The sequence below is a fragment of the Bradyrhizobium sp. AUGA SZCCT0182 genome (assembly GCF_018130185.1).
Classification (GTDB): Bacteria; Pseudomonadota; Alphaproteobacteria; order Rhizobiales; family Xanthobacteraceae; genus Bradyrhizobium.
Genome location: NZ_JAFCLY010000059.1, coordinates 19,719 through 40,372, shown reverse-complemented (window position 1 = coordinate 40,372; position 20,654 = coordinate 19,719). Strand labels below are relative to the sequence as shown.

Below are 20,654 nucleotides of genomic sequence, written 5' to 3'. Positions count from 1 at the left end.
TCCGTGTTCGGCCGAACCGTATCAGGCCAGCATACGTGGGTCAGGCCCTTTGATCATCGTGCGAAACGTAATTGAATATCTCGGCGCCTCAACGGCGGGAATGCTGTGTTCCCATATTCGTCGCGACGCGCCGGTCATCATGTAGAGCGACTGGGGCTCGGCATCGATCGTGGCGCGATCCCAGTTCTCGCCGGCCCCCCGTTTGCGGAACCGCAACTTGCAGGTAGATCCCAGCGATAAGCCGAATATTTCGTCGAAATGCGACTTGTCGCGGTGCCAGCCGATGCCGACCCCCACGCCGTATTCGGTACAGAGAATCTGCTGGATACGAACTCCAGGGCCTCCAAATGTCTCGACGTTTGCAACGATTTCCGCCAGCCAGCCGGGGATCGGTTCGGCGCGCCTCAATTGGCGCAGGGTCGTAGTCGTAGCGGAAGCCGAACGAGGCAAGCCGCCGCTTGCCTTCAAATTCGCCGAAATGAAAAGGCTGGAGCGGTAGGGTCTGAATTCCTAAAATAAGTTCCTGTTCGATCGCCGGCGTTACGAACTCGGCAGCGTAGCGCAGTCCTTCTGGCTTCGGACGCACTTTATTAAACAGGGAAAATTGCTCGGACACGAAGCCTCCATAGGCGGTGCCAGGTATGTAGGTTTCCAAGGCGCGGTTGAAAGGACGGCCTACGGGCGGGGTGGGGCTGGATTGGCGTCAGGAAATTGGAGTGAGGCCGGATATGGCAGGCGCGTTCAGCACTTGTCCCTCGGGCCCGAAGATAGATCCATGACACGGACAGTCCCAGCAGCTCTCGAAGCTATTCCAGTGCAGATGGCACCCGAGATGTGTGCACGCAGCGGAATGCTGATGGACATTCCCTTTTGCATCGCGATAAGCCGCAATCTTCCTTAGGCCCTCGCGTATGATTGCGCCCTCTCCGGGCTCCAATTCATCCGCAGAGCTGATTTCGCCCGGCGTCACATATTCTGCCAGATTTTTGAGTGCGGTGCTGTTTTCCATTACCCAGTTCTTAGCGGCCTTCAGTGGCTTGCGGTCGGGCGCATACAGCTCCGTCCATTTGCTTTCGCCGCCCGTAACGAGGGTCGCATTCAGAATCGCACCCATCACGCCGTGGGTCAGGCCCTGTCCGGAGTCGCCGGTTGCGACGTAAATGTACTCCGACCCGGGGTTTTTGCCGATGAAGCCGGCGTAGTCGATCGTATCGAGCACCTGTCCCGACCAGCGATGGGTGACATCTTTCAGCATCGGCATTTTGCCACGCGCCCATTGCTCCAGGCGCTCGAAACGCTTGTCGGCGTCATCGGCTTCGCCGCTCTTATGATCCTCGCCGCCAACCAGGACGAAATCCATGCCGTTATCCCCCGGCTGAAGGCGCACGTAGTGATAGGGTTCTTCGGTGTCCCAGTAGAGCGCATCCGGCAGGGCGCCGCGATTGATGGCGAAGCCAATGACATACGTCCGGTAGGGCGACGTTTTCGAATGCAGCGCTACGCGGTCGACGATCGATGAATTGGTGGCAACAACGGCATGGCCGGCGCGGATCAAACCCCGCGCGGTCTTGACCGTCACCGCGCCATTTTCTTCGACGACTTCATCTGCGGCCGTATTAGCAAAGAAGCGAACCCCGCGCTTTGCGCAGGCTTCGGCCACTCCCGCCAGATATTTGAGCGGATGAAATGTCGCTTGGCGGGGGTAACGCAACGCATGGCGGCTGTCGCACCCGCTGAGTGGCACGCCGACCAAACGCTCGACAGGAGCGCCTACCGCCCGCACAGCATCGAGTTCCTCGTCTATCACGTCGGCCGGCATATCGTCGCCTTGAAACAAGTAGCCGTTGAGACGGCGAAAATCGCAATCGATCCCTTCTCTTTTCTGTATTTCCTCGATGCGGTCCACCGCCGCAGCCTGGCTCTGATAGAAGAGCTTCGACTGATCTTCCCCCTTGATTTTCTGCATCTCGCTCATCAGGTCATCGCATAGCGGTGCCAAGTGGGCGGAGGTACGCGCCGTCATTCCGCCGGCAATCGGACCCCGATCAATAACGATGACCGAACGGCCGCGCTGGCTTAGCTCGTAGGCCGTCGACAGGCCGGCAATGCCGCTGCCCACGACGACTACGTCGCACCGTTCGTCACCTTGCAGCGGGATGGCCTGGGGCGCGACGGCAATCGACATCCAAAGAGATTTGCTGGTCATTTGCATTCCTCCTTCAATGCATGCAAACGGCCTGGCGTATCACCGGTTCCCATCGGGCCAATGGCGCAAAGAATGAGGGAAATCTCGCCGGCCCACGGCGGGCTTTTGCATGGGCTGTCGCCTGCCGAACACCCACTGACAATCGCGCGGAAGAGAGGAGCCGTTCGAGGGTGGCAGGCGTTAGGAACGTTCAGCGAATGGTCCATCTCTCGTCGGCATCCATGTACCCGCTCTTCGCCTGGCTTCGCGGCTCGCCTTCTGAACGTCGGGCATTCGAGGGGCGGACATTCCTTCGGGTATGGAGCCTGGCCGCAATTGCCGGAGTCCTGCTGCTTGGGTCGCAGTACTTTTCGCCGTCTACGGTCGGGATCCGACTATCGACCAGACCTTCATCCGGCATCACGAGCAGGAAATTCTGCTGGCCTCGATGGCTGCCGAGAGAGCCGGCGACCCGACGGGCCCATTGCTCCTGGTGGCGAGCCAAAGCTGAGAGGCCTAGATACTGTTACATTGGTGGGCGAGCTGGTTCGGTGAACCTATGAAGATCTGTTCGGCGCACGAGCGCGCGTCGATGCCCGGCCTGCTCGACACGGGGGAGGTTGCGAGACTTGGGTCCACAGAGGGCTCATCCTTCGACGCGCTATTCCTCGATCTCATGACCTCACAAGGGGGCGGTAGCAATGGCGAATTCGCAGGTTCGCGATGGGAGCGACCCGCGTTTGCGTATATTGGCGCATGCCATCCGTCATGAGCAGCAAGGCCAGATGCGTTGATAATGGCGTGAGCGGCGGAAATGCTGTCTCTGTTGGTTTTCGAAACACGTTCGCCGACAATGTGAATCCCGCAAATTCCTGGAGCCGAGGTTAGGCCCCTGAGTTGTGGGCCTCTCGTCTGCGGCTCTCGGTCCAAAGGAACATTCCATCCGCAGGGTCCTTATTGACCGTATAACGCTAAACGGGGTCGACGTGGTCATGTGGTGGACGGTACTGAAAGAGGCTGCGGCCAACTGGTCGAACCACAAGGATGCGAGGCAGGGGGCCGCGCTAGCGTATTATTCCGTGTTTTCACTCGGTCCCATTATCGTAATCGCCATCGCGGTGGCCGGACTGCTTTTCGGCCACGATGCCGTCACCGCACAGGTCATGTCGTCGATCAAGGACATGCTTGGCGAAACCGGTGCGAAGGCCATTGAGGCAATGCTCACTGAGGCCAGCCGGCCTGCTGCGGGCATTCTCGCCACCATACTTGGTATAGGAGCGCTACTTTTCGCCGCGATTGGTGTCGTCGTGCAATTGAAAGACGCGCTAAACGTGGTCTGGGAGGTGGAGGAGTCGAAGGGGTCGGGGCTTTGGCACTTCGCGCGCAACTATGTGCTGTCATTTGCCGCAGTATTGACGTTGGGTTTCTTACTGTTGGTCTCGCTATTGGTGAGCGCGGGCTTAGCTGCCGCGGGAAAGTATGCCGCAACCTACCTGCCAGAAGGCTTGCTGCACATCGCAAGCATGCTGGTTTCGTTTGTGGTGGTGATGGCGCTTTTCGCCATGATGTTCAAATGGCTGCCCGATGTTTCCGTCGGTTGGCGGGACGTCTGGCTGGGCGCGTTTCTCACCGCGCTATTCTTTGAGATCGGTAAGGCGGCGATCGGCTTCTACATTGGTAAACAGGGACTGGAATCAAACTACGGGGCTGCCGCTTCGATCGTCGTCGTGCTGATCTGGGTCTACTACACGTCGCAGATCATCTTGATGGGTGCGGAAATCACCCACAGTTACGCGAAGCACAACGGCTTGCTCAGGCGGCAGTGAGATAGATGGCGGCTTGGCAAATCCGGTGCTCCATGTGGCGGTCAATAGCGCACTTGACCAGCCGCGGGCCAGCGGTATCCGATCTTCAAGAGTAGGATTGTAAATAGATAGCCGCGCCGCCAAGATAACGGCGCGGCTGGTACGCCGCGAAGAGTTGGGCAGTGCGCGGCTTATTTGGAAGTCCCGCCCTTGTTCATTTGGCCCATGCCATCCTTTGAGGCGCCACCTTGGGTCATCCCGTCCTTCATACGGTCTTTCGAAGCGCCGGTCGTGCCGGAGTTCATTTGGGTACTGGAATTATTACTCATACCGGGCTTATTCATGTCCGACTGAGCCGCAGCGGGTGCACCGGTACTCTGAGCAAATGATGAGTTGGTACCTATTAGGCCATGGCAGCCGCGATGAGAATCTTCTTCATTAGTGTCTCCATTGAGTTGGCTGGTGATCAGACAACGTTGGATGGGAGAAATTCGTTCCTAGCAGTCGTCCCGTAAGGAAACTGCGAGAAGCAAAGAGTTGTTAATCAGCTGCTTCTAGCGACTGATGGGGACATTTCTGATTTGGGTTCGTGGTAAAGCGTCTTGTGGTTTATTAGGCCGCGACCTTGAGCGCCCAGGGGGCAGTGGATCCACAAAACAGGAACCGGGTCCAGTTTCACTCAACGAAGCGAACGCATCCACGCTCGAAACGGGCTCTGGGGCGAGAAACGTTTTTGCAACAGGGCCCTCAAATTTAGGACCCAATTCATCTATTTCGCGTTGATGTGACGAACAGAGGTCGTCATGGAAACCGTGGAAGCCTACCTCACCAGAAAAAAGCAAGAGCTTGAGCTGCTAAACGGTAGTCTCAATCATCCTTTGACGATCCAGTTTCCAAAGTCGGTAGCCGAGGTGATCGAGCAGAAATTTCATCTTGCCGCAGCGCTTAAAGCTGATCACGCTCTTCATGATTGGGCGCAGACGGAAACCGCCTGGACGCATTCAGGTCGGCCTAGATCGGGCCCATTCGAATTCAAATACGACTATCAGCGCGCCGATCTGGATGTAACTGGTCCATCCTTCTACGCGCTCGAGAACCAGTCGAGTAGCGAAACGGTCTATGCGGCGTCGGGAATGGCCGCCATTGCGGGGCTGTTAATGGCGACAGCTCCGGTTTTTTCCGCAGCTGACATCATCACCATGCCGAACTCCTACGTTGAGACGATCGAGCTCATAGACGGTCATATGAAGCATCTAAGAAGGATCGAACTCGGCGGATCATTCGCCGAACTCACAAGACTTCACGAATCACGGCCACGGATTCTGTTGTTGGACTCCTGTACCACGGCAAGCGCGTTTGAAGAGACACTCAAATGCGTTCTACCGCGGCTCGATTTGATAGCGTTCGATACGACCTGTTTTTCCAGCGGCTCCGGCCGGATTATGCGAGCTTTGAGTTGGGCCCGCTGCGCAGGAATTCCGATTATATTACTTCGTAGCCATACGAAGCTTGATTCTCTCGGCGTTGAATATGGGCGGCTTGGATCTGCAGTCTTCGCTCCTCGTTCGCGCGCGGGGGGCGCAAAGCATCAGTTGTTGGAAGCCCTCCTGACCGAGATGCAAAAGGCAATCCGACTATTTGGTGGCGCGGCATTGCCGGCGCACTTCCCGCCTTACGTGGGATCTCCGCCCTATCGCTCGCTGACGAATAAGCGGGTGGCCGCCATGCTGGTAAATAGTCGTCGGATGACGCACTATTTTTCCGCGAAGCTTGCCGGATTAGCTGCCGAACGCCATTTTGCACACGGTCTTTACGTCACTTTGGCTTCTGCCAGGACACTCGATGAGAACCAAGCGCGGAACATTGTCGCGGAACTATGTGCCGACTTGCGACGCAGAGGCTTGCCTCTACGCCATGCGGGAAGCTTCGGATTCGATTTTGGGGCGGCGGAGTGGTCAAAGGATAGGATCCGCGATCGCTACGTGGTCAGGATCGCAGCCGCTGATTTGCCAACCTCGCTTTGGGACGAGATCGTCGCAGCCGTAGGCGCTTGGTGGAAAGTGCACGAGCGCCGGGTGAGAATGCGTCCGCAAAATGTCGGAACGGCTACAAGGGTCACCGTCCGTAACGTTACTTAAAACCCTCTCGCCCGAGCATGCGCCGCAACGCTATCGCGTTTTTTGGGGCATGAGCATCGTTATCGTTGTTGAAGTAAATCCAAGCGTTCTTCGCCCCGCTCGATCTAATCCTGTCCGCCCAAATCGCCAACTCACTCTTGGAGTAGTCGTGCCGATACCATCGTTTTGGGCCGTGCAGGCGGACATATACTTCATCCGCTGTGCGGATAAGCTCGTCGGGCAGGCGCGGTCCGCTGCAGGAGCAGAAGATAATTCCCGCCGCCCGGAAAGCCTTGTAAACCTCTTCATTCCACCAGCTGGCGTGCCGGAATTCCACAACGTTGCGGCGCGCCGGATCGAGCTGGCTGACGATATCGCCCAGCCGGGTCATAGTGTACCGGTAGCTCGGCGGAAGCTGAAATAGGAAGCAGCCCATGCGATCGCCGAGAATGTCTGCAATCAATCCAAAATCCTTCACGAGCGTCTTCGTGCCTTTGAACTTCTTGATGTGAGTGATGTACTCGCTGACCTTGACCGTGTAGACGAACTTCTTCTTGCCCGGCTGGCGCCTCCAGGCCTGGACACCGGCAACCGTGGGCCATGAGTAGAAGGAGGCATTGATCTCGACGGTGTCGAAGCTCTTCAGGTAGTGCGCGAACCAGTCGTTCTGCGGCACGCCCTCATAGAATGAATCGCGCCATTTCCAGTAACGCCAGCCCGAGCATCCCACAAAAACCGCTTGCTTATGCCCGGCCATCTTCCTCGCGATATTTGTTTCGCTCTTCAGGCGGGCGGCATGCATCTTTGCGGCGCGTTGGACATTGTCCTCACGCTGCTTTTCGCGGCGAAGCCGACGCCGTTCGCGGCGCTCATCGAGCGTAAGTTCGGTCCATTGAGCTGCTGTTATTGCGCGCGGCATACCTCTTCCCGGTTGCTAACGTCCGGACAGCGGTGAGGGGTTCCAAGCAAAGCCGGGAAATCTATATGCTTTGGCAACGAAAGGGTTTTTGATGCAATTCGAGGTTCTCATCGTCGGCGGCGGACCCGCCGGACTAAGTGCCGCGCTCATCCTGGGAAGGTGCCACCGGAAGGCGCTGCTCTGCGATGAGGGCCGCCAGCGGAATCTGAGCTCGCACGCCATCCACGGCCTAATCGGACGGGAAGGGCGGTCGCCGTCAGATTTCCTCGACGAGGCGCTGGAGGAACTCTCACGATATAAATCCGTCGAGGTACGCGGGACACGGGTCACCGATATCGTTCCTGCCGACGAGGCCTTTAAGTTCATATGCGCGGACGGGACGCACGGCACGGCCTCGAAAGTCCTTCTTGCGACGGGGCTCGTTGACGAGCTCCCCGAACTTGCCGGGCTCGAACCCCTCTACGGGGGTTCGGTGCATCACTGTCTCTACTGCGACGGTTTCGAATACGCCGGGAAGCCGGCAGCTGCCTATGGCAAGGGTGATAAGGGCGCGGAGCTAGCCATCATGATGAAGCACTGGATGTCCGATGTGGTGGCCTGCAGCGATGGTACGGAGGTCAGTGCGAAAGCGATCAGGAAGCTCGAAGAATACAAGATTCCACTGCGATCTGAGCCAATCCGGTCCCTGGAAGGCGCGGACGGGGAGCTTGCGAGAATAGTATTTGAGAGCGGGCCTGAACTCCCCCGGACCGGTTTGTTCTTTTCGACCGGCTGCCATCAGGCTTCTGACCTGTCCGAAAGTCTCGGGTGCGCGCGTAACGAGAAAGGAGGCGTCGTCATCGATCCGGACACCGAAGAAAGCAGCGTTCCCGGTGTCTATGTTGCAGGTGATGTGTCGCGCGACGTCCTCCTCGTCGCGGTAGCTATCGCGGAGGGCGCGCAGGCAGCCGTGGCGATCAATAAGGCTTTCCTGCGCCGCGACGGATTGTGCGAGTAGTGTGTCAACTCTCGCTTCCCGGGCCGTTTGGAATTGTGGTCGTACCGGTCTGAACGAGCGCACCGCTGTTAACGCCGCGGCCGGGAATTCAATAACCAAGCAATAACGCTCCAAAATTTGAACCAAGCAATGAGAGCAGGAAAAAGAAGAACATGAGGAGCAAAACGACTCGAAAGCAGCCACCTGCTATCCTCGGGGTGGTGGGGCCATAAGTATAATCGGTTGAATCCGGCATTCGGGGGCCGTAACCGGCCCCACCAAGTATACGACGCAACCGTTCCATCGCCCTTGCCCGCGCTACCAGTTCATCACTTACAAGGATCTCTTCGGTATGAGTGGGTCTTGAGCCCCAAGGCCCCCGTCTCTTTGGAGGCGGCGGGCTTCGAGATCGAGCATCGCTAGTCGCGGCGCTTTTTCTAGTGCCGGCGCTTCGGACGGTCTCCACCGGGGAACGGGTTGGCGGCGTACTTATAGTTACGCCGTATTCGGCCCCGCACTGCGAGCACTTCGGGCTGTCAAGCCAGCGCCCCGGATCGTGGTTTTTACAGAAGTACCGAACCTGACCCTCATGACAGGCCTCGCACACCCCGCGAGCGGAATGCGAAGTGCCGCAATTGTCGCATCGCAAGATTACGGCACTCATGATGCGTCACAAGCTTGAGGTTCGGAAACGTCGGGGTAGAATTCCCGAACTAGATGTGGTGGGATATGGAGGCGAAACACCTGAGGTAACGAATGCTCAGTGTAAAGGGCTACCGTCGGGAGCCTTTCATGGGAGCCCAGAAACTCTCTAGAAAGGCGCCTGGATAGGGCAACGGTGGTCAGAACGGGGTTCGCTTTGTATGCGGCATAAGCCTGGTAGCGCTCCTCAACATGGTCGTGCCCACGCACCATGTGCGTAACCGGGCGGCCTAAGGAGGACGCTACCGAACAGAACGCTGAAAAATCTTCATGACCAAATTGACTGCCTCGAGTGAAACGGTTGGGTATTTTCTTTCGAGCAGTCGGATGGGCTCGCGCCCACACGAAGTCTGATAAGCAGGGTGGATCGTTCCAGTCTCCGGTCTCTTTGAGAGTGCAATGTAGGTCGGCCAAAGGAAAACCTCCGTGCGCGACTAGAAGCCCGTCAGGAAAAAAGAGTGCTCGAGGCGCATTCGCAAAAAGGCGTATAGCTAACTTTCCAGCGTTAACAATCGCATCGTCGCACAGATTGTTGTTAAGAAAGTCAGAGAAATCCGATGGAGATACTGTCGACGTAAAACGACTGCCGTCGTGCCCAAGCGCCTCGTCATGATTTCCTGCAATCACACAAATCGTTGCAGCGTGGGCCAGGATAAGCTCAAAAATACGAAGCAGCACTTCCAAACCGAAACCTTCGTCGTCGAATAGATCGCCGAGAAAAATGATCCGGGAATCGGGGGACCCATATTTCGGATGGGTGCGAATCAGGGCTATCGCCGCTTCAAGTGCCAGTAGATCGCCGTGAAGGTCCCCAATAAACCACAGCGGTGCCACGCCCGGGTCTATTACGCGAATGACTTTATCGTCTGGAAAAGCACGATACGCATCAAATAGCATCGCGTTTCTTTTGGAAGTGCCGAGAAAGGTCTCTACTTTGCTAACGATATCGGAGATCCGACCGCGGACGCCATTACCAAGCATGAGCCGTCTAAGTGCGCACCAATCTAAGTCCTCAATATCAACGACGGGAAGGAAGGGAGGGGATGCACGAAGGCCTCCGTCAGGCAAATGAGCACTGCTACCCGTGGATTCCGGAGGGGCACCCGTTGCGTACTCAGCAGTGGAAGGTGCATTCAATTTCTCGGGGTCTGGATCGGCAACTGGAGCGGTCACCCTGTCAGATTGTGACGCAAGGTCGGCCACTATTTGGGGTTCATCCTCCGAATCAGGTCGGCCGATCATTGGCATTAGCCGCCCCGCACTAAGAGTGGCATTTTCAAAACGCCCTTTGCCGCTCGGCCAACAGCGATTGAATCGCCATCGCTGAGCACCACCGGTCCGGTGACCGCTGCTCCATTAAGCAAGGTTTCGTTGACCGTTCTTTCTTGTGGGGTCAGGACCCACTGACCTTGAGAGTTGCGGTCTAGGATACATTGCTTCGTATCCCAAAATTGAGCCTCTGGACCAAGCTGTTGCATAAGGGACCGAGTTAGCTCTGTTCGAACCCCGATTCTCAGGGATCCGCCCTCCGCATTTTGGAGCTGCAACAAATCGGCGGTGATAGGCTCTCTTCGTTTCCTTCGATCGCTGGCTGTCGGTGAGGGATCCATTGATATCTCGCTCCGTTCCCGATTCGAATCGCTTCCGCTGAGAACGGCACGCAATTCAGAAGCTGTGGGGCGAAGTGTAGGGTCAGAAGAAAGGCAGCGGTGGATCGCCAAACTAACCGACGAGTTTTGGGCTGGCAGCGGCATGGTCCCCACCAGCGGTAGAGGCTTAGCCTGATCCCCGAGTGCCATTTTGGCATATTCCCCCTGGTCGTCGCTCCAGTAAGGATGCCTACCCGTAAGCAGTTCTGAAAGAATTAGTCCGCAGGTGAAAATATCTGATCGGGCATCAGGCACTTGACGACGGGTGAGGTGCTCGGGAGATCGGTAGTTATCGCTTCCGATGTATCCTTGATGACCGTGCCACGGCGCTCGATGGTCGGTCAATAACGAGAAATCCATGTCAATAAGCTTGAGCTGATAGCCCGCTTTGATAGTTGGATCACGGATCAAGTAGATATTAGCCGGTTTAAGATCAGCATGCGCAATGTTGGATTGATGAAGCGCTTCAATTCCGGCCATCAATACTTTGGCCCACGTTACATGCCGAGACCACACTGCTGAATTTTGGGTCGGAGCCACCTTTGATTTTCGGTGTTCATCGGCTTCGACATCGAAGATTTTCTGCAGATCGTCCCCATTCTTCACAAACTCAAAAGCCTGAAAATAGCAAGGACCGCCCCAGATTTCTTCGAAGGCATCTAGTTGGGCAACTGCGAAGCGAGCCGCCTTGCCATTCTTAACACGTGATGAGAGCTCGCGCTGATAGGCAACAAACGAATTATACCAAACGACGGTCGGCGCGGGAGATTTGTACTGCTTGAAGAAAACTAATTCCCCGGAAGGTGAAACGGCGCCATACGAAATCGCCATCATCCCTGGTCCGAAGACCTTCGTGATGCGGTAATCGCGGATAACGTCCCCAACTTTCAGCTTTTTTGCCATAACAGAGTAGCTCTCTCCTCAGAGGGCCACGGTCTCCGCTGATCGAGACACGCTTGCTGCAAGCTGTTTCAAGGTTGTTCGAAAACTTACGGGATCGGATGTGAATTTTTTTAAGGCCTCTTGAGGGCTTAACCCCTCATATTCCACCACCTCCCACTCCGATTTATCGATCTGGCTAAGACGGTCGTACCCTTCAAAATTGGGAGCGAACAAACTCAGAATAATCCTGTTGGCCATTATGACGTTTGCAACATCTTGCAAGGAGCCGCCCTTGGCCTCCTGGATGCTCATGCTCTCCTTGAACGATGCATCCGTGAAGACGATGATTACACGTGCCGCATCGCTTCTATACCGCCACTTGTTCGGGTCTTCGGTCTGGGAACCTTTGGGACTGGCTTCCATCGAGGCAGCCTTGTACAGAGCATCAAGAAGCGATTCAGGCTCGTCACCCCCTCCCTCCGCTTTCAACGCGGCCAATTGCGCCTTCAGCTGACTTGTATCGCGCACAAAAGGTGCATCCACGATCCATTGAATTCCTTCCGATTGAGCCGCCTCGACGTCACGATAACCCACCACCTTTCCTCGCCAGTCTCGGATCGGTGGAGCGTTATTCGCTTCTCCTTTGCTCAAAGAGTCGATGAAAGCTTCGATGTTTGTTCGCAGCGCATCAATGCAAGGAGCCATACTGCCGCTGATATCAACCATAAACACGATATCAGCCACGCCCTTTGTCTTCGCCTTTGCGGGAGGTGCTGACGTGGTCAAACTGGGTTCGTCTAAACTCGAAGTAGATTCCGCCGGAGCTTCGGGTTGAGGGTTGTCGATCGCTGCCTTGCCCTCCGGAAGGATCGGGTTCTCGGGATGCTCAGCTGAGGTCATGATGGCTCCATAAGCGAATGGGTGCAGTGGGCAGTACAACAAGGCAAAGTAGCCGAAGTTCCTATGCTTCACGCGGCATCTCGGCGTCGATAGCCATTGCGAGGTAGGCCAATTTCCAAAGGCCTCCGCCAGAATAAAGCAAGCACCCGGGTTGGTCGTTCGCTCGAGAGCCCGTCCCGCCATGGAGACGCTGGCCGGCACGAAGCCCGGAACTACTGTCACTTCGGGCGGCCTGGGCGAGGGATAGATCGTCGTCAGCTTCAGTAGGCCGACCACGGACACGTAGGTTTCGAAGCAAAATCATGCGCAAGCCTCTAGTCACGGGGATCTTTTCGGCCGGCTGATCGGAGGCTGGCGACGAACGAGCCGCACCGTTTCAACTGCCTGGCAAATGTCGCACCGGTAGTGAATGAGATCGTTGCCGTCGTCGTCCGGGTCGGCCTTCTCGATCTTCATCGTCTGCATGCAAATAACGCACGTCATCAAATCCAGCAGCGGGCTACGATCATCGTTCAGGGGAGGGCGATGATTACTCATTTGCGTGCTGTTACGGCTTGCACTTGTTTCGCTTCCTCGAACTCGGTTACCACGCACGAAAGGCGGCCGGCGCGCTCGCAACGGCGCGCCGGCCGGCAGTCCCTATTCGACTTCGATACGCTCGACCGCCGCCGGCATCTGGGCAACCGACATCAAGCTCCGGGCCACCTGATTCAGCAGTTGGTCGGAGTTTTCTTCCTCCGCCAGTGACTTTGACAGCAATTCCACCACGGCGCTGTGGCGTAGTTGCTGGGCCAGGTTCTTGGCGGTCGTGTACCCGGAAATCTCGTAGTGCTCGACCCGCTGCGCCGCACCGATGAGAGCGAGATCGGCAAGCGCGTCTTCCTTGTCCGCGCCTTCCTCCATGACTTCCTGGCCTTCCTCCACCAGACCCATCATGCCCTTGCAGGGCTTGGCGCGGGGAGTTTCGCCGAGCAGCGAGAAACATTCGTTGAGCCGCTCAATCTGCTCTTGGGTCTCCATCAGATGCTGTTCAAAAAGTTCTCTCAGGCGATCAAACCGCGCCGCCTTTGCCATCTTTGGCAGTGCCTTAGTCAACTGTTTCTCCGCGTGCAGGATGTCTCGCAGTTCGTCGACCAGAAGTTCAGCCATGCCCTCAGGCGCGAGGGGAGGCGAACTCTCTGTCTTGATCGGTTGCGAGCCATTGATGCCGGGCTCGGACTGCGAGAAGGCGGGCGACTCCACGAATTCCCACTCGCCGCCCTGGTTCCAGGGACCACGCGTATCGATCTCGCCTTCATCGCCGGCCCCCGTGGAATCGTTGAAGAACTGGTTCACCAGCCCTGGCGTCGGGGCGAGCTTGCCGATGCTGAACGCCGGCTTCTTCATGCTCTCCAGGGCTGCGGCAAAAGCCTTCATGTGCGTGATCTCCCGGGTCATGAGAAACTGAAGCGCGTCCTTGGTGCCGGCGTCGTCGCAAAAATTGATGAGCCGCTCATAGACGATCTTGGCCCTGGCTTCCGCCGCGATGTTGCTGCGCAGATCAACGTCGAGCTCGCCGGTGATCTTGAGGTAGTCGGCTGTCCATGGATTGCCTTGCGAGTTGAACAGATTAACGCCGCCACCTCCGGCGATCGCAATCAGCGGGTCAGTTTCGGCCGCCTGCCGGTCGAACTTCGAGGGCTTGAGGTGCATGCGTGCCAGACAACCGACGATTTCGAGATGACTGAGTTCTTCGGTCCCGATATCCATCAGGAGATCCTTGCGGTCAGGGTCTTCGCAATTCAATCCCTGGATGGAGTATTGCATGGCAGCAGCCAGTTCGCCGTTGGCACCGCCAAACTGCTCCAGCAGCATGTTGCCAAATCGGACGTCCGGCTCGTCGACACGCACGGTGAACATCAGTTTCTTGACGTGGTGGTACATGATTAGGCCGCCTTCTGTTCGATCGCGAGATACTGTTGGGTCACCTTTGCAACGTTGGCATCGATCCAGGCGGCCATTCGCTCTTCTTCCTTTAGGTTCGCCTCGAGCAGCGAGCGGGAGCTGCCTTGGCCAGCGCTGTCGCATAACGTTAGGAGCGATTTATATGCGGCGATCTCGAAATGCTCCAAAGCGTTGTTTGCAAACGTGTTCTTGAGAGTTTCATCTCCAGCCATCGCATGGGTCATTGCCATCATGTTAGCCATCACGGATTGCGCCGCGTCCTTGAGGGTGGAATTGCTTTCTCCGCACGCTTGCAAGCATTGCTCAAGGCGACCGAGCTGGCCGTTGGTTTCTGCCAGATGTTCCTGCACCCGCACCCTTACTTCTGGATAGTCGGTTAGTCGCTCCGATTGACGCTCCATCAATTCTCGCGCCTGTACTTCCATCGCGTGCGCATTGCGCAGACCGGCGACGTATACGTCTCTTGCTGTGGTAGTCATTGCCGTCTCCATTGTTGGTAGGAGACCGTCCAACGAGACGCGCCGCTCATCGTTCCTATTGTACCGCACGCTTCCCTTAGAACGGAGTTCCTTGCATGCGCTCATCGTACAGGCGGTACTGATGCGGCGAGGCATTAGGTAAGCCGCGTCGCATTGGCTGCCACTTGCTTGCTATAGAAATCGATGACCTCGCCGGTGCGCTTGCCTCCAATCAGCATCGCGCTAGCTTCCACTGCAGCATTGACCTTTTCGGAGACCATCAGGCGCGTCTCTTCACCAGAAATCGGTATAATGCCACCGAGCTTGTCGCCGCAAAAAGGGGGGAAGCACCTGAGGACAGTAGGTTCAATCGTCGAGCAACGCGAGCTTAGCATGGCCGACGACGTGCGTGAGGAGGCACAAGGGCACCCCGCTAATGTTTGAACGTAGTTCTTCGCGAAGCGCGACTGCGGAACCGCCACTCTTGAAACGAATGTTCGCCGGCCCCGCTGCGTGCTCACGGTGCTTGGCACCCTCGCATCCATCGCTATCAAGCCGCGCCGGGCTTCATCGTCGGCAGGGATGAGCCTGAAGGTCCGAATGGATGTGATTGAAATTCGCACGATGCCGGCGGATACAAGTGAGGTGGCCTTTACCGGCGAGTTAGTTCGTTCTTTCTATTTCGAATGAGAACTTAACGCGCATGACCGCGCCGGCATCAGTTCGGACTTCGACAGCCATGTCGGCTGGAGCGGCGGGAGAACTGCGCAAAGCCCCCCGCGCAAAATCTGCCAGTGATCGTGCGGCCTCGTCCTGAGCGGCTTCAATGTCCGCCAAATCCATCCCCTCGTCGTCCACGACAATCCCGTTGCTATCTATAAGATCAAAGTAATAGCGTTTCATTTACGTCGTCCGGCTGCACCACGCTGAGTTAAAGGGTGAAACCGGTTTCTGTTCCTCGCGAACTGCGCAGCCTCTTAGCGCGCCGCGCCAGAACTATTTCCGGGCGTCATCGGACCGGTTGAGCGTTCTACACGCAGCCGTTCTTCGAAGTCACAACAGTTCATCTTAGTAGAAGCAGGTCGATTGCTGTTTCGGATATCGTCCGCGGGTGTGAGCCACCTGGCTCTTGCCGCGCACAATGATCACTGGCTGTCCCTCAATTTGAGCAAACATATCGTCTGTAATGGCGAAGTTAAAATCGATGTGTGCCCGGAGCTTTTGATGTGAGGACTCGCGCTCTAGCGGGGCGGCCCAATGAAAACGTGAAAAAGGGCCGCGCGCAGCGCGCTGCGGCCCTCAATTGATTGTCCGTGCAATCCCGAAAAGTCAGTCTTAATCGGTGTTCCAGAACATTCTGCATGTTGAGTCATCAGAGCCGCGCACGCCGATTTACGCTGTTCATCATGCGCAAATACGCGCGCTAACACACAGCGCCGCCCTTCGCGGTCGTGGTGGAGACCGTGCTCGCGGGCTTTTCATCGTCCACTGCGACAAGGCAACGAGGCGTTTCGCCGACTTAAACCGCATTCGCAATTGGGCGCTTCTCGCCGAATTCTCGCGGCGGACCGAATTTAGCAGTGGGGGCTTCGAGGACATTCTAATCCTGAGCCCCAACTGAACGAAAAAGGAATAGATGGCGGGGACGATAGCGGCGCTGTGTGGTCCGGCGGAGCTTTTTCGATCTTCGACATATGAAAGTCCTCTATGATGCAGCGCAACATCTGAGGAGGCGTTCCGTTCCTATCAGTGCCTGCCATTTATATGCATTTATAGGCTTTAGTCACAAAATTAGCTCCTTCCGGGCAATTGAGATGCAATTAGGAACAACCAGTCGGTTGGCAGGTTCTCCTTGTGCAACGCAACAAGGGTAAAAATGCCAGCTACAACTCAGTCATTTCGTCCGCCATCTAAGATTCTTATGATGCTTGAAGGGCGGCGCGCTTTCACCGAATTCGGCGCTTTTTTGGGTGCGCTTCCGATTTTAAACTTGGTGCCAAAGGGGGACGGACATCCGGTGTTGGTGTTACCCGGCCTCATGGCTGGTGACGACTCCACATTACTGCTGCGCAAATTTTTGGAAGGTCGTAGCTACAGGGTTAGTGGCTGGGGGCAGGGGCTAAACCGAGGCCTTCGTGAAGGCGTCCAGGATCGGATGCTCGATTTGGTGCGTGAACTTAGCGACTTGCACGGTAGAAAAATCAGCATAGTAGGCTGGAGCCTTGGCGGGATTTATGCGCGGGAACTGGCAAAGATGTTGCCAGATCGCGTTCGTTCGGTGATTTCGCTGGGAAGTCCCTTCGGCGCCAGTCCCAAATCCACAAATGCGTGGCGAGTTTATGAGTTTGCCAGCGGCCAATCGGTCGACGACGCGCAGGATGTTGCGGTCGCGCCACCAGTTCCTACGACGGCGATTTATAGCCGCACGGACGGAATTTGCGCGTGGCAGGGTTGTGTTGAGGAAACCTCCGCTCAGTCAGAAAGCATTGAGGTGCAAGGCAGCCATTGCGGGCTGGCCGTGAATCCCGCCGCCGTCTATGCGGTTGCCGACAGATTGGCGCAGCCGGAGGGAGCGTGGAAACGCTTCGATCGCAGTGGCTTGCGAAGCCTTATCTTCCCCGATCCCTCGCTGGGCGCTCAACGCGAGAAATGAGGAGCACCTGAGCGAAATCTCAGGGCATCCTGGAAGCAGACGTATGAATTGGGGACATCTTGTTAGAAGCGTCGCCGTCGCGATTGGCATCACGTTCGTTACAGCGGTCGTCGCCTACCTTGCTCTGAGGTTTTTCGCGTCGCTAACTTAGGCCACGTCAATTGGGACTGGGAGCAGTTATGACTGATGAGCATCAAATAAACGCGATCATCGCAACGGCGATACTCGATAGCTTTGGCGACCGTCCCGAGCTCAAGGTAGATTCTGAGGAGGCCAAAATAATTGCGAAGCGCATCCTTGGAGCTCTTGGGGATGCTGGCCTTCAAGTCACAGTGACGGAAGTGCCCGCACGGTGACGCTCTGCTATACCATTGAATGACATGGGAGCTTTAGCGGGCGAGTGCGGGTATAGGTTCGACGAATGGCGGTTAGCGAAGCGGCGGCACTGCCCTAGTTGTCCATGAGCTGGCCACCAACTCTCTGAAATACGGCGCTATCGGTCACGAGCGCCGTGCTGACCGCGTGGCGGCATACGATATATCCTTAAATGAGCTTGACGAAGGCAAGTGAACGCATGGCACATGACGTTAGTTTATACGGCCATCGCCGCGTTTGAGCAGGAGAAGTCCGCTGGCATAAGCGGCGTTGCAACGACCTAAAGAATATTATCCGCAACACGTGGCCCAAACTAGAGTTGTATGTCGGCTCGGCCGAATGGGCACATCAATATTCGACGTAATCGAATGTTCTAGAAATGTGATCATGCAGAGCGGCGTCCTTCAGCGCCTGGGAATAAATATCAGTGACTGAGTCAAGCAGGTTAGAGCATAATCCGCTTCGACTTTTTCCCCGTCTTCTTGCTCTTCTTAGAAGCTTTCTTCGCACTTTTCTTGGCGGTTTTTGCAGAGCGCATTTTAGCGGCGGTCTTCTTTTTCTTCTTTGCCATGGCGTTCGTGATCTGTCGCCCCGTCATCGGTACGTTAGAGTCTTTGCGTTTGGATTTCTTCGCCATGTTTCTCTCTCGCCCAGATGATGTGGGGCGTTTCAATGTCTGAGAAAGAGCTGAACGTTAGCGCTTTGACTTCTTACTTTTCTTCTTATTTGACTTTTTGGCGGATTTCTTCGACGCCTTTTTAGCTGATTTCTTCGGTGCGGACTTCTTCGCGGCCTTTTTCGAAGACTTCTTGGCCGACTTTTTTGCTGACTTCTTCGAGGCCTTCTTGGCGGTCTTCTTAGCCGCTGCAGCCTTGGCCACTTTCTTGGCGGCCTTCTTGACCGACTTCGGTACGCGCTTCGCAACCGCTTTGGTGGCCTTCTTGGCAACGGTCTTTACCGCGGCCTCAGCTAATGTTCCTGCCGCTCCAGCGACCAGGTCGGTCATTTGCTCCATGATGGGCTTCTTGGATTGGTCGGCCTCGGTGGCTTGCTCAGTCTTTTCAGTGTCCATGGTGTCCTCCAGAATCGGTATCCTAGCTCATTTTTCCTTCAGGCGGCATTGGTAGGGTGGGGTATCTCCCCAAGAAATCATTCAGAGGGACTGATTTTATGGAATTAGTGGCAGCCATCATCACGGGGGTGTTGAGCTTAGGTTATCCTGGCTAAACGCCGATCCGCCATTTGGCCCCTAAGCTGCAACGCAATCGCTTAATGCTAGAAGGGCACCTCACACAAAGGAGTCTCTTGTGGCCAAGAAAGCTAAGAAGACGGCGGCACGTCGTGGATATACGAAAGACGATCTAAAACTGCTGAAGACGCATTCGAAGTCTAAGACTCCGGTAGAGCGTATCGCAAAGCTTATGAAGCGATCGGGTGCGACGTTGCGTCAAAAGGCGAGGGCAATGAATCTGCCGTTGGGCCACCGTCGATAAATTGAAACCGGGCGGCCGTCTGCATGGTGTCAGTGGACCGCCCGGCCAGAGGACCGTCTGTGGCTAAACGAGACGGCTGGCCCGAGAATACACAAGCGCGGCTTGAGTTCCTATTTTTTAAATGGGAGACCAGGCGCAGTAGCGAGGTTTGATTACCGTCGCGCCTGGCCCACAGAGTGCTTGTTTGCCGGAAGCACCAGAATAGGAACGGTGAAGTATTTACAAAGTTTCTAACGCAGCAAGAGTGGTGAGGACCCATGTACGCTGCGCACTTTCCCATTACCGAAAACAACCCCGACTTGTGCCAAGCTATGACTATCGCCATGGGCTACGTGCACGCGACCGGGCTCGTTGATAAGTTTCCCAATCCTGAATTGTTGGTTGCCACGGCGATCTCAAATGCCTGGAAGGGCGGGATGAGGCACCCGATACGCCTTGCCAACGAAGGCATCGTTTGTGCGGAACGAACGGCCCAGCTCGGAACCCTGCCATCTGTGTTTGCGAGACTGGTATAAGGCTCGGTCCGCACTCTGCGCTGGTCCCCTGCCTTGGAGGTGCTGCATAAGTCGTCTACGAGTATGACGAAGTCCGGCCCGCTAACCTGATTGCTCGCGGTACACCCGCGGATTAGGCAGTCGGCTATCGATGGACGGTGCCGAGTGTTTCTAGCGGAAGAAACATCCCAATATTTTCCGAGGTGTCAGTAATCTCGGCACCGTCCCCACAAGAAGCCTTAACGGCGGCCCCATCATGGGGGCGACCATGAGTATGAGGCCGCCGGCCGGCCTGGTGCAGCGTTCGCACCTCCGACACTTTTAGTACCCGCCTCGTGGCATGCAGGTTGCTGTTATGTTGACCCGGTGCCTATAGCAGGGGCAGATTTTTTTCAACCGAACAAGCCGAAATACCATCCCATTAAGCCAAAGAACGGCAAAGCCGCGATCCCGAAAAAAAGGAACGGGGATGGTTCATTGCCTTGGCGTTCGAGATCTTTTTCATCCATGACCGCTAATTGTTAATGGTCTAGTTGGTTCCCCGCTCATCGCATCAATCGCATCCAGCGCGCCAGGAATTTGCAGCCGCATTCTTAACTATTTATTCGGGGGAGGGGATTTCCGATAGCCGGCCGCTTGCCGTGCTTTTCAGATCGTTCAAGGCCTGAATCGCGAGCGCGTTGAGGGTTGAGTCTGTTGCGGCCGCCAGGATCCTTAGTTCCTTAGTGTGCGCCACGCAGAGTTCATACGGACTAGAAGACTCTCAAATGCTCCTGAGAAGGCCGCCAGCACGCGCAAGGCGGGCTTTGGTCGCCGCAATGGCTCGACCCAGCCGCGCACGTTAAGAGCCAAAAGCAGGGCGCACTCCCTCGGTCGAAGGCAGGCCTAGTTTTTCGCGCAAAAAGGCTACGGAGCCCGGCCCAAGATTAGGCAAGCTGAGAAGCGTCGCATCCGAGGCCTCGGTACATCGCCGATGGATTTCATACCTGCGGCATTTAGTGCGTTCCTAACCCTAGTGGAAAATCGGACTCCTCGATCGGAGTAAGGTCCGGTAGCTCCGGTGGACCGACGAGCAAGACGCCAATCGCGCCAAGGAGCAGTT

Annotated in this window: 18 protein-coding genes; 5 read left to right on the top strand and 13 right to left on the bottom strand. The window is 56.3% G+C overall.

Annotation, left to right across the window (positions count from 1 at the left end; translation table 11 throughout):
- Positions 1–21: 21 nt before the first annotated feature.
- On the bottom strand, positions 22–408 hold the full coding sequence (locus JQ611_RS37495) for an alpha-ketoglutarate-dependent dioxygenase AlkB (protein WP_249133768.1): 387 nt from the start codon (positions 406–408) through the stop codon (positions 22–24).
- 295 nt (positions 409–703) lie between these two features.
- Complete coding sequence (locus JQ611_RS37490; protein WP_212468287.1) at positions 704–2,206, bottom strand: FAD-dependent oxidoreductase; 1,503 nt, start codon at positions 2,204–2,206, stop codon at positions 704–706.
- Between the two features lie 971 nt (positions 2,207–3,177).
- On the opposite strand from JQ611_RS37490, the gene JQ611_RS37480 reads away from it, so the two are divergent.
- On the top strand, positions 3,178–4,011 hold the full coding sequence (locus JQ611_RS37480) for a YihY/virulence factor BrkB family protein (RefSeq protein ID WP_212468285.1): 834 nt from the start codon (positions 3,178–3,180) through the stop codon (positions 4,009–4,011).
- Positions 4,012–4,793: 782 nt separating this feature from the next.
- Complete coding sequence (locus JQ611_RS37475) at positions 4,794–6,128, top strand: hypothetical protein (RefSeq protein ID WP_249133767.1); 1,335 nt, start codon at positions 4,794–4,796, stop codon at positions 6,126–6,128.
- Here the strand turns inward: JQ611_RS37475 and JQ611_RS37470 are convergent.
- Positions 6,121–7,026 carry a DUF72 domain-containing protein gene (locus JQ611_RS37470; protein ID WP_212468284.1) on the bottom strand — a complete coding sequence of 302 codons (906 nt, stop codon included), beginning with the start codon at positions 7,024–7,026 and terminating at the stop codon, positions 6,121–6,123. The genes JQ611_RS37475 and JQ611_RS37470 overlap by 8 nt on opposite strands.
- Positions 7,027–7,117: 91 nt before the next feature.
- On the opposite strand from JQ611_RS37470, the gene JQ611_RS37465 reads away from it, so the two are divergent.
- Positions 7,118–8,023, top strand: coding sequence for an NAD(P)/FAD-dependent oxidoreductase (locus JQ611_RS37465; protein ID WP_212468283.1), 906 nt, complete (start codon positions 7,118–7,120; stop codon positions 8,021–8,023).
- Between the two features lie 639 nt (positions 8,024–8,662).
- On the opposite strand, the gene JQ611_RS37460 is transcribed toward JQ611_RS37465, so the two are convergent.
- The 8 genes from JQ611_RS37460 to JQ611_RS37430 all read right to left on the bottom strand — a co-directional run bounded on the left by JQ611_RS37460 (position 8,663) and on the right by JQ611_RS37430 (position 15,440).
- Positions 8,663–9,952, bottom strand: coding sequence for a metallophosphoesterase (locus JQ611_RS37460; protein WP_212468282.1), 1,290 nt, complete (start codon positions 9,950–9,952; stop codon positions 8,663–8,665).
- Positions 9,952–11,256, bottom strand: a complete 1,305-nt coding sequence (locus tag JQ611_RS37455) for a protein kinase domain-containing protein (RefSeq protein WP_212468281.1) — start codon at positions 11,254–11,256, stop codon at positions 9,952–9,954. The genes JQ611_RS37460 and JQ611_RS37455 overlap by 1 nt, the downstream gene beginning before the upstream one ends.
- Before the next feature lie 18 nt (positions 11,257–11,274).
- Positions 11,275–12,135: a VWA domain-containing protein gene (locus JQ611_RS37450; RefSeq protein ID WP_212468280.1), complete on the bottom strand. Its 861-nt coding sequence runs from the start codon at positions 12,133–12,135 to the stop codon at positions 11,275–11,277.
- Positions 12,136–12,453: 318 nt separating this feature from the next.
- Positions 12,454–12,672, bottom strand: coding sequence for a hypothetical protein (locus JQ611_RS37445; protein WP_212468279.1), 219 nt, complete (start codon positions 12,670–12,672; stop codon positions 12,454–12,456).
- A 102-nt stretch (positions 12,673–12,774) separates the two neighbouring features.
- Positions 12,775–14,058, bottom strand: a complete 1,284-nt coding sequence (locus tag JQ611_RS37440) for a DUF892 family protein (RefSeq protein ID WP_212468306.1) — start codon at positions 14,056–14,058, stop codon at positions 12,775–12,777.
- Positions 14,059–14,060: 2 nt separating this feature from the next.
- Complete coding sequence (locus JQ611_RS37435) at positions 14,061–14,558, bottom strand: ferritin-like domain-containing protein (RefSeq protein ID WP_212468278.1); 498 nt, start codon at positions 14,556–14,558, stop codon at positions 14,061–14,063.
- Positions 14,559–14,692: 134 nt separating this feature from the next.
- On the bottom strand, positions 14,693–14,818 hold the full coding sequence (locus tag JQ611_RS42620; protein ID WP_283816798.1) for a hypothetical protein: 126 nt from the start codon (positions 14,816–14,818) through the stop codon (positions 14,693–14,695).
- 382 nt (positions 14,819–15,200) lie between these two features.
- Positions 15,201–15,440: a DUF6894 family protein gene (locus JQ611_RS37430; protein WP_212468277.1), complete on the bottom strand. Its 240-nt coding sequence runs from the start codon at positions 15,438–15,440 to the stop codon at positions 15,201–15,203.
- A gap of 973 nt (positions 15,441–16,413) precedes the next feature.
- Here JQ611_RS37430 and JQ611_RS37425 point away from each other — a divergent pair.
- Both JQ611_RS37425 and JQ611_RS37420 read left to right on the top strand, forming a co-directional pair.
- Complete coding sequence (locus tag JQ611_RS37425; RefSeq protein WP_212468276.1) at positions 16,414–17,190, top strand: triacylglycerol lipase; 777 nt, start codon at positions 16,414–16,416, stop codon at positions 17,188–17,190.
- Positions 17,191–17,369: 179 nt separating this feature from the next.
- Entirely contained in the window at positions 17,370–17,546 is a 177-nt protein-coding gene (locus JQ611_RS37420) for a hypothetical protein (RefSeq protein WP_212468275.1), read from the top strand.
- 464 nt (positions 17,547–18,010) lie between these two features.
- Here JQ611_RS37420 and JQ611_RS37415 read toward each other — a convergent pair whose 3' ends face one another.
- Together JQ611_RS37415 and JQ611_RS37410 are read right to left on the bottom strand one after the other, a co-directional pair.
- Positions 18,011–18,202 (bottom strand): hypothetical protein, encoded by a 192-nt coding sequence (locus JQ611_RS37415; protein ID WP_212468274.1) that lies wholly within the window; start codon positions 18,200–18,202, stop codon positions 18,011–18,013.
- A 57-nt stretch (positions 18,203–18,259) separates the two neighbouring features.
- Positions 18,260–18,637: a hypothetical protein gene (locus JQ611_RS37410; protein WP_212468273.1), complete on the bottom strand. Its 378-nt coding sequence runs from the start codon at positions 18,635–18,637 to the stop codon at positions 18,260–18,262.
- Positions 18,638–20,654: the final 2,017 nt, after the last annotated feature.

Coding starts and splice junctions, on each gene's coding strand:
- JQ611_RS37490 (WP_212468287.1), bottom strand. CDS start 2,206: ATGACCAGCAAATCTCTTTGGATGTCGATTGCCGTCGCGCCCCAGGCC.
- JQ611_RS37480 (WP_212468285.1), top strand. CDS start 3,178: ATGTGGTGGACGGTACTGAAAGAGGCTGCGGCCAACTGGTCGAACCAC.
- JQ611_RS37475 (WP_249133767.1), top strand. CDS start 4,794: ATGGAAACCGTGGAAGCCTACCTCACCAGAAAAAAGCAAGAGCTTGAG.
- JQ611_RS37470 (WP_212468284.1), bottom strand. CDS start 7,026: ATGCCGCGCGCAATAACAGCAGCTCAATGGACCGAACTTACGCTCGAT.
- JQ611_RS37465 (WP_212468283.1), top strand. CDS start 7,118: ATGCAATTCGAGGTTCTCATCGTCGGCGGCGGACCCGCCGGACTAAGT.
- JQ611_RS37460 (WP_212468282.1), bottom strand. CDS start 9,952: ATGCCAATGATCGGCCGACCTGATTCGGAGGATGAACCCCAAATAGTG.
- JQ611_RS37455 (WP_212468281.1), bottom strand. CDS start 11,256: ATGGCAAAAAAGCTGAAAGTTGGGGACGTTATCCGCGATTACCGCATC.
- JQ611_RS37450 (WP_212468280.1), bottom strand. CDS start 12,135: ATGACCTCAGCTGAGCATCCCGAGAACCCGATCCTTCCGGAGGGCAAG.
- JQ611_RS37445 (WP_212468279.1), bottom strand. CDS start 12,672: ATGAGTAATCATCGCCCTCCCCTGAACGATGATCGTAGCCCGCTGCTG.
- JQ611_RS37440 (WP_212468306.1), bottom strand. CDS start 14,058: ATGTACCACCACGTCAAGAAACTGATGTTCACCGTGCGTGTCGACGAG.
- JQ611_RS37435 (WP_212468278.1), bottom strand. CDS start 14,558: ATGACTACCACAGCAAGAGACGTATACGTCGCCGGTCTGCGCAATGCG.
- JQ611_RS42620 (WP_283816798.1), bottom strand. CDS start 14,818: ATGGTCTCCGAAAAGGTCAATGCTGCAGTGGAAGCTAGCGCGATGCTG.
- JQ611_RS37430 (WP_212468277.1), bottom strand. CDS start 15,440: ATGAAACGCTATTACTTTGATCTTATAGATAGCAACGGGATTGTCGTG.
- JQ611_RS37425 (WP_212468276.1), top strand. CDS start 16,414: ATGCCAGCTACAACTCAGTCATTTCGTCCGCCATCTAAGATTCTTATG.
- JQ611_RS37420 (WP_212468275.1), top strand. CDS start 17,370: ATGACTGATGAGCATCAAATAAACGCGATCATCGCAACGGCGATACTC.
- JQ611_RS37415 (WP_212468274.1), bottom strand. CDS start 18,202: ATGGCGAAGAAATCCAAACGCAAAGACTCTAACGTACCGATGACGGGG.
- JQ611_RS37410 (WP_212468273.1), bottom strand. CDS start 18,637: ATGGACACTGAAAAGACTGAGCAAGCCACCGAGGCCGACCAATCCAAG.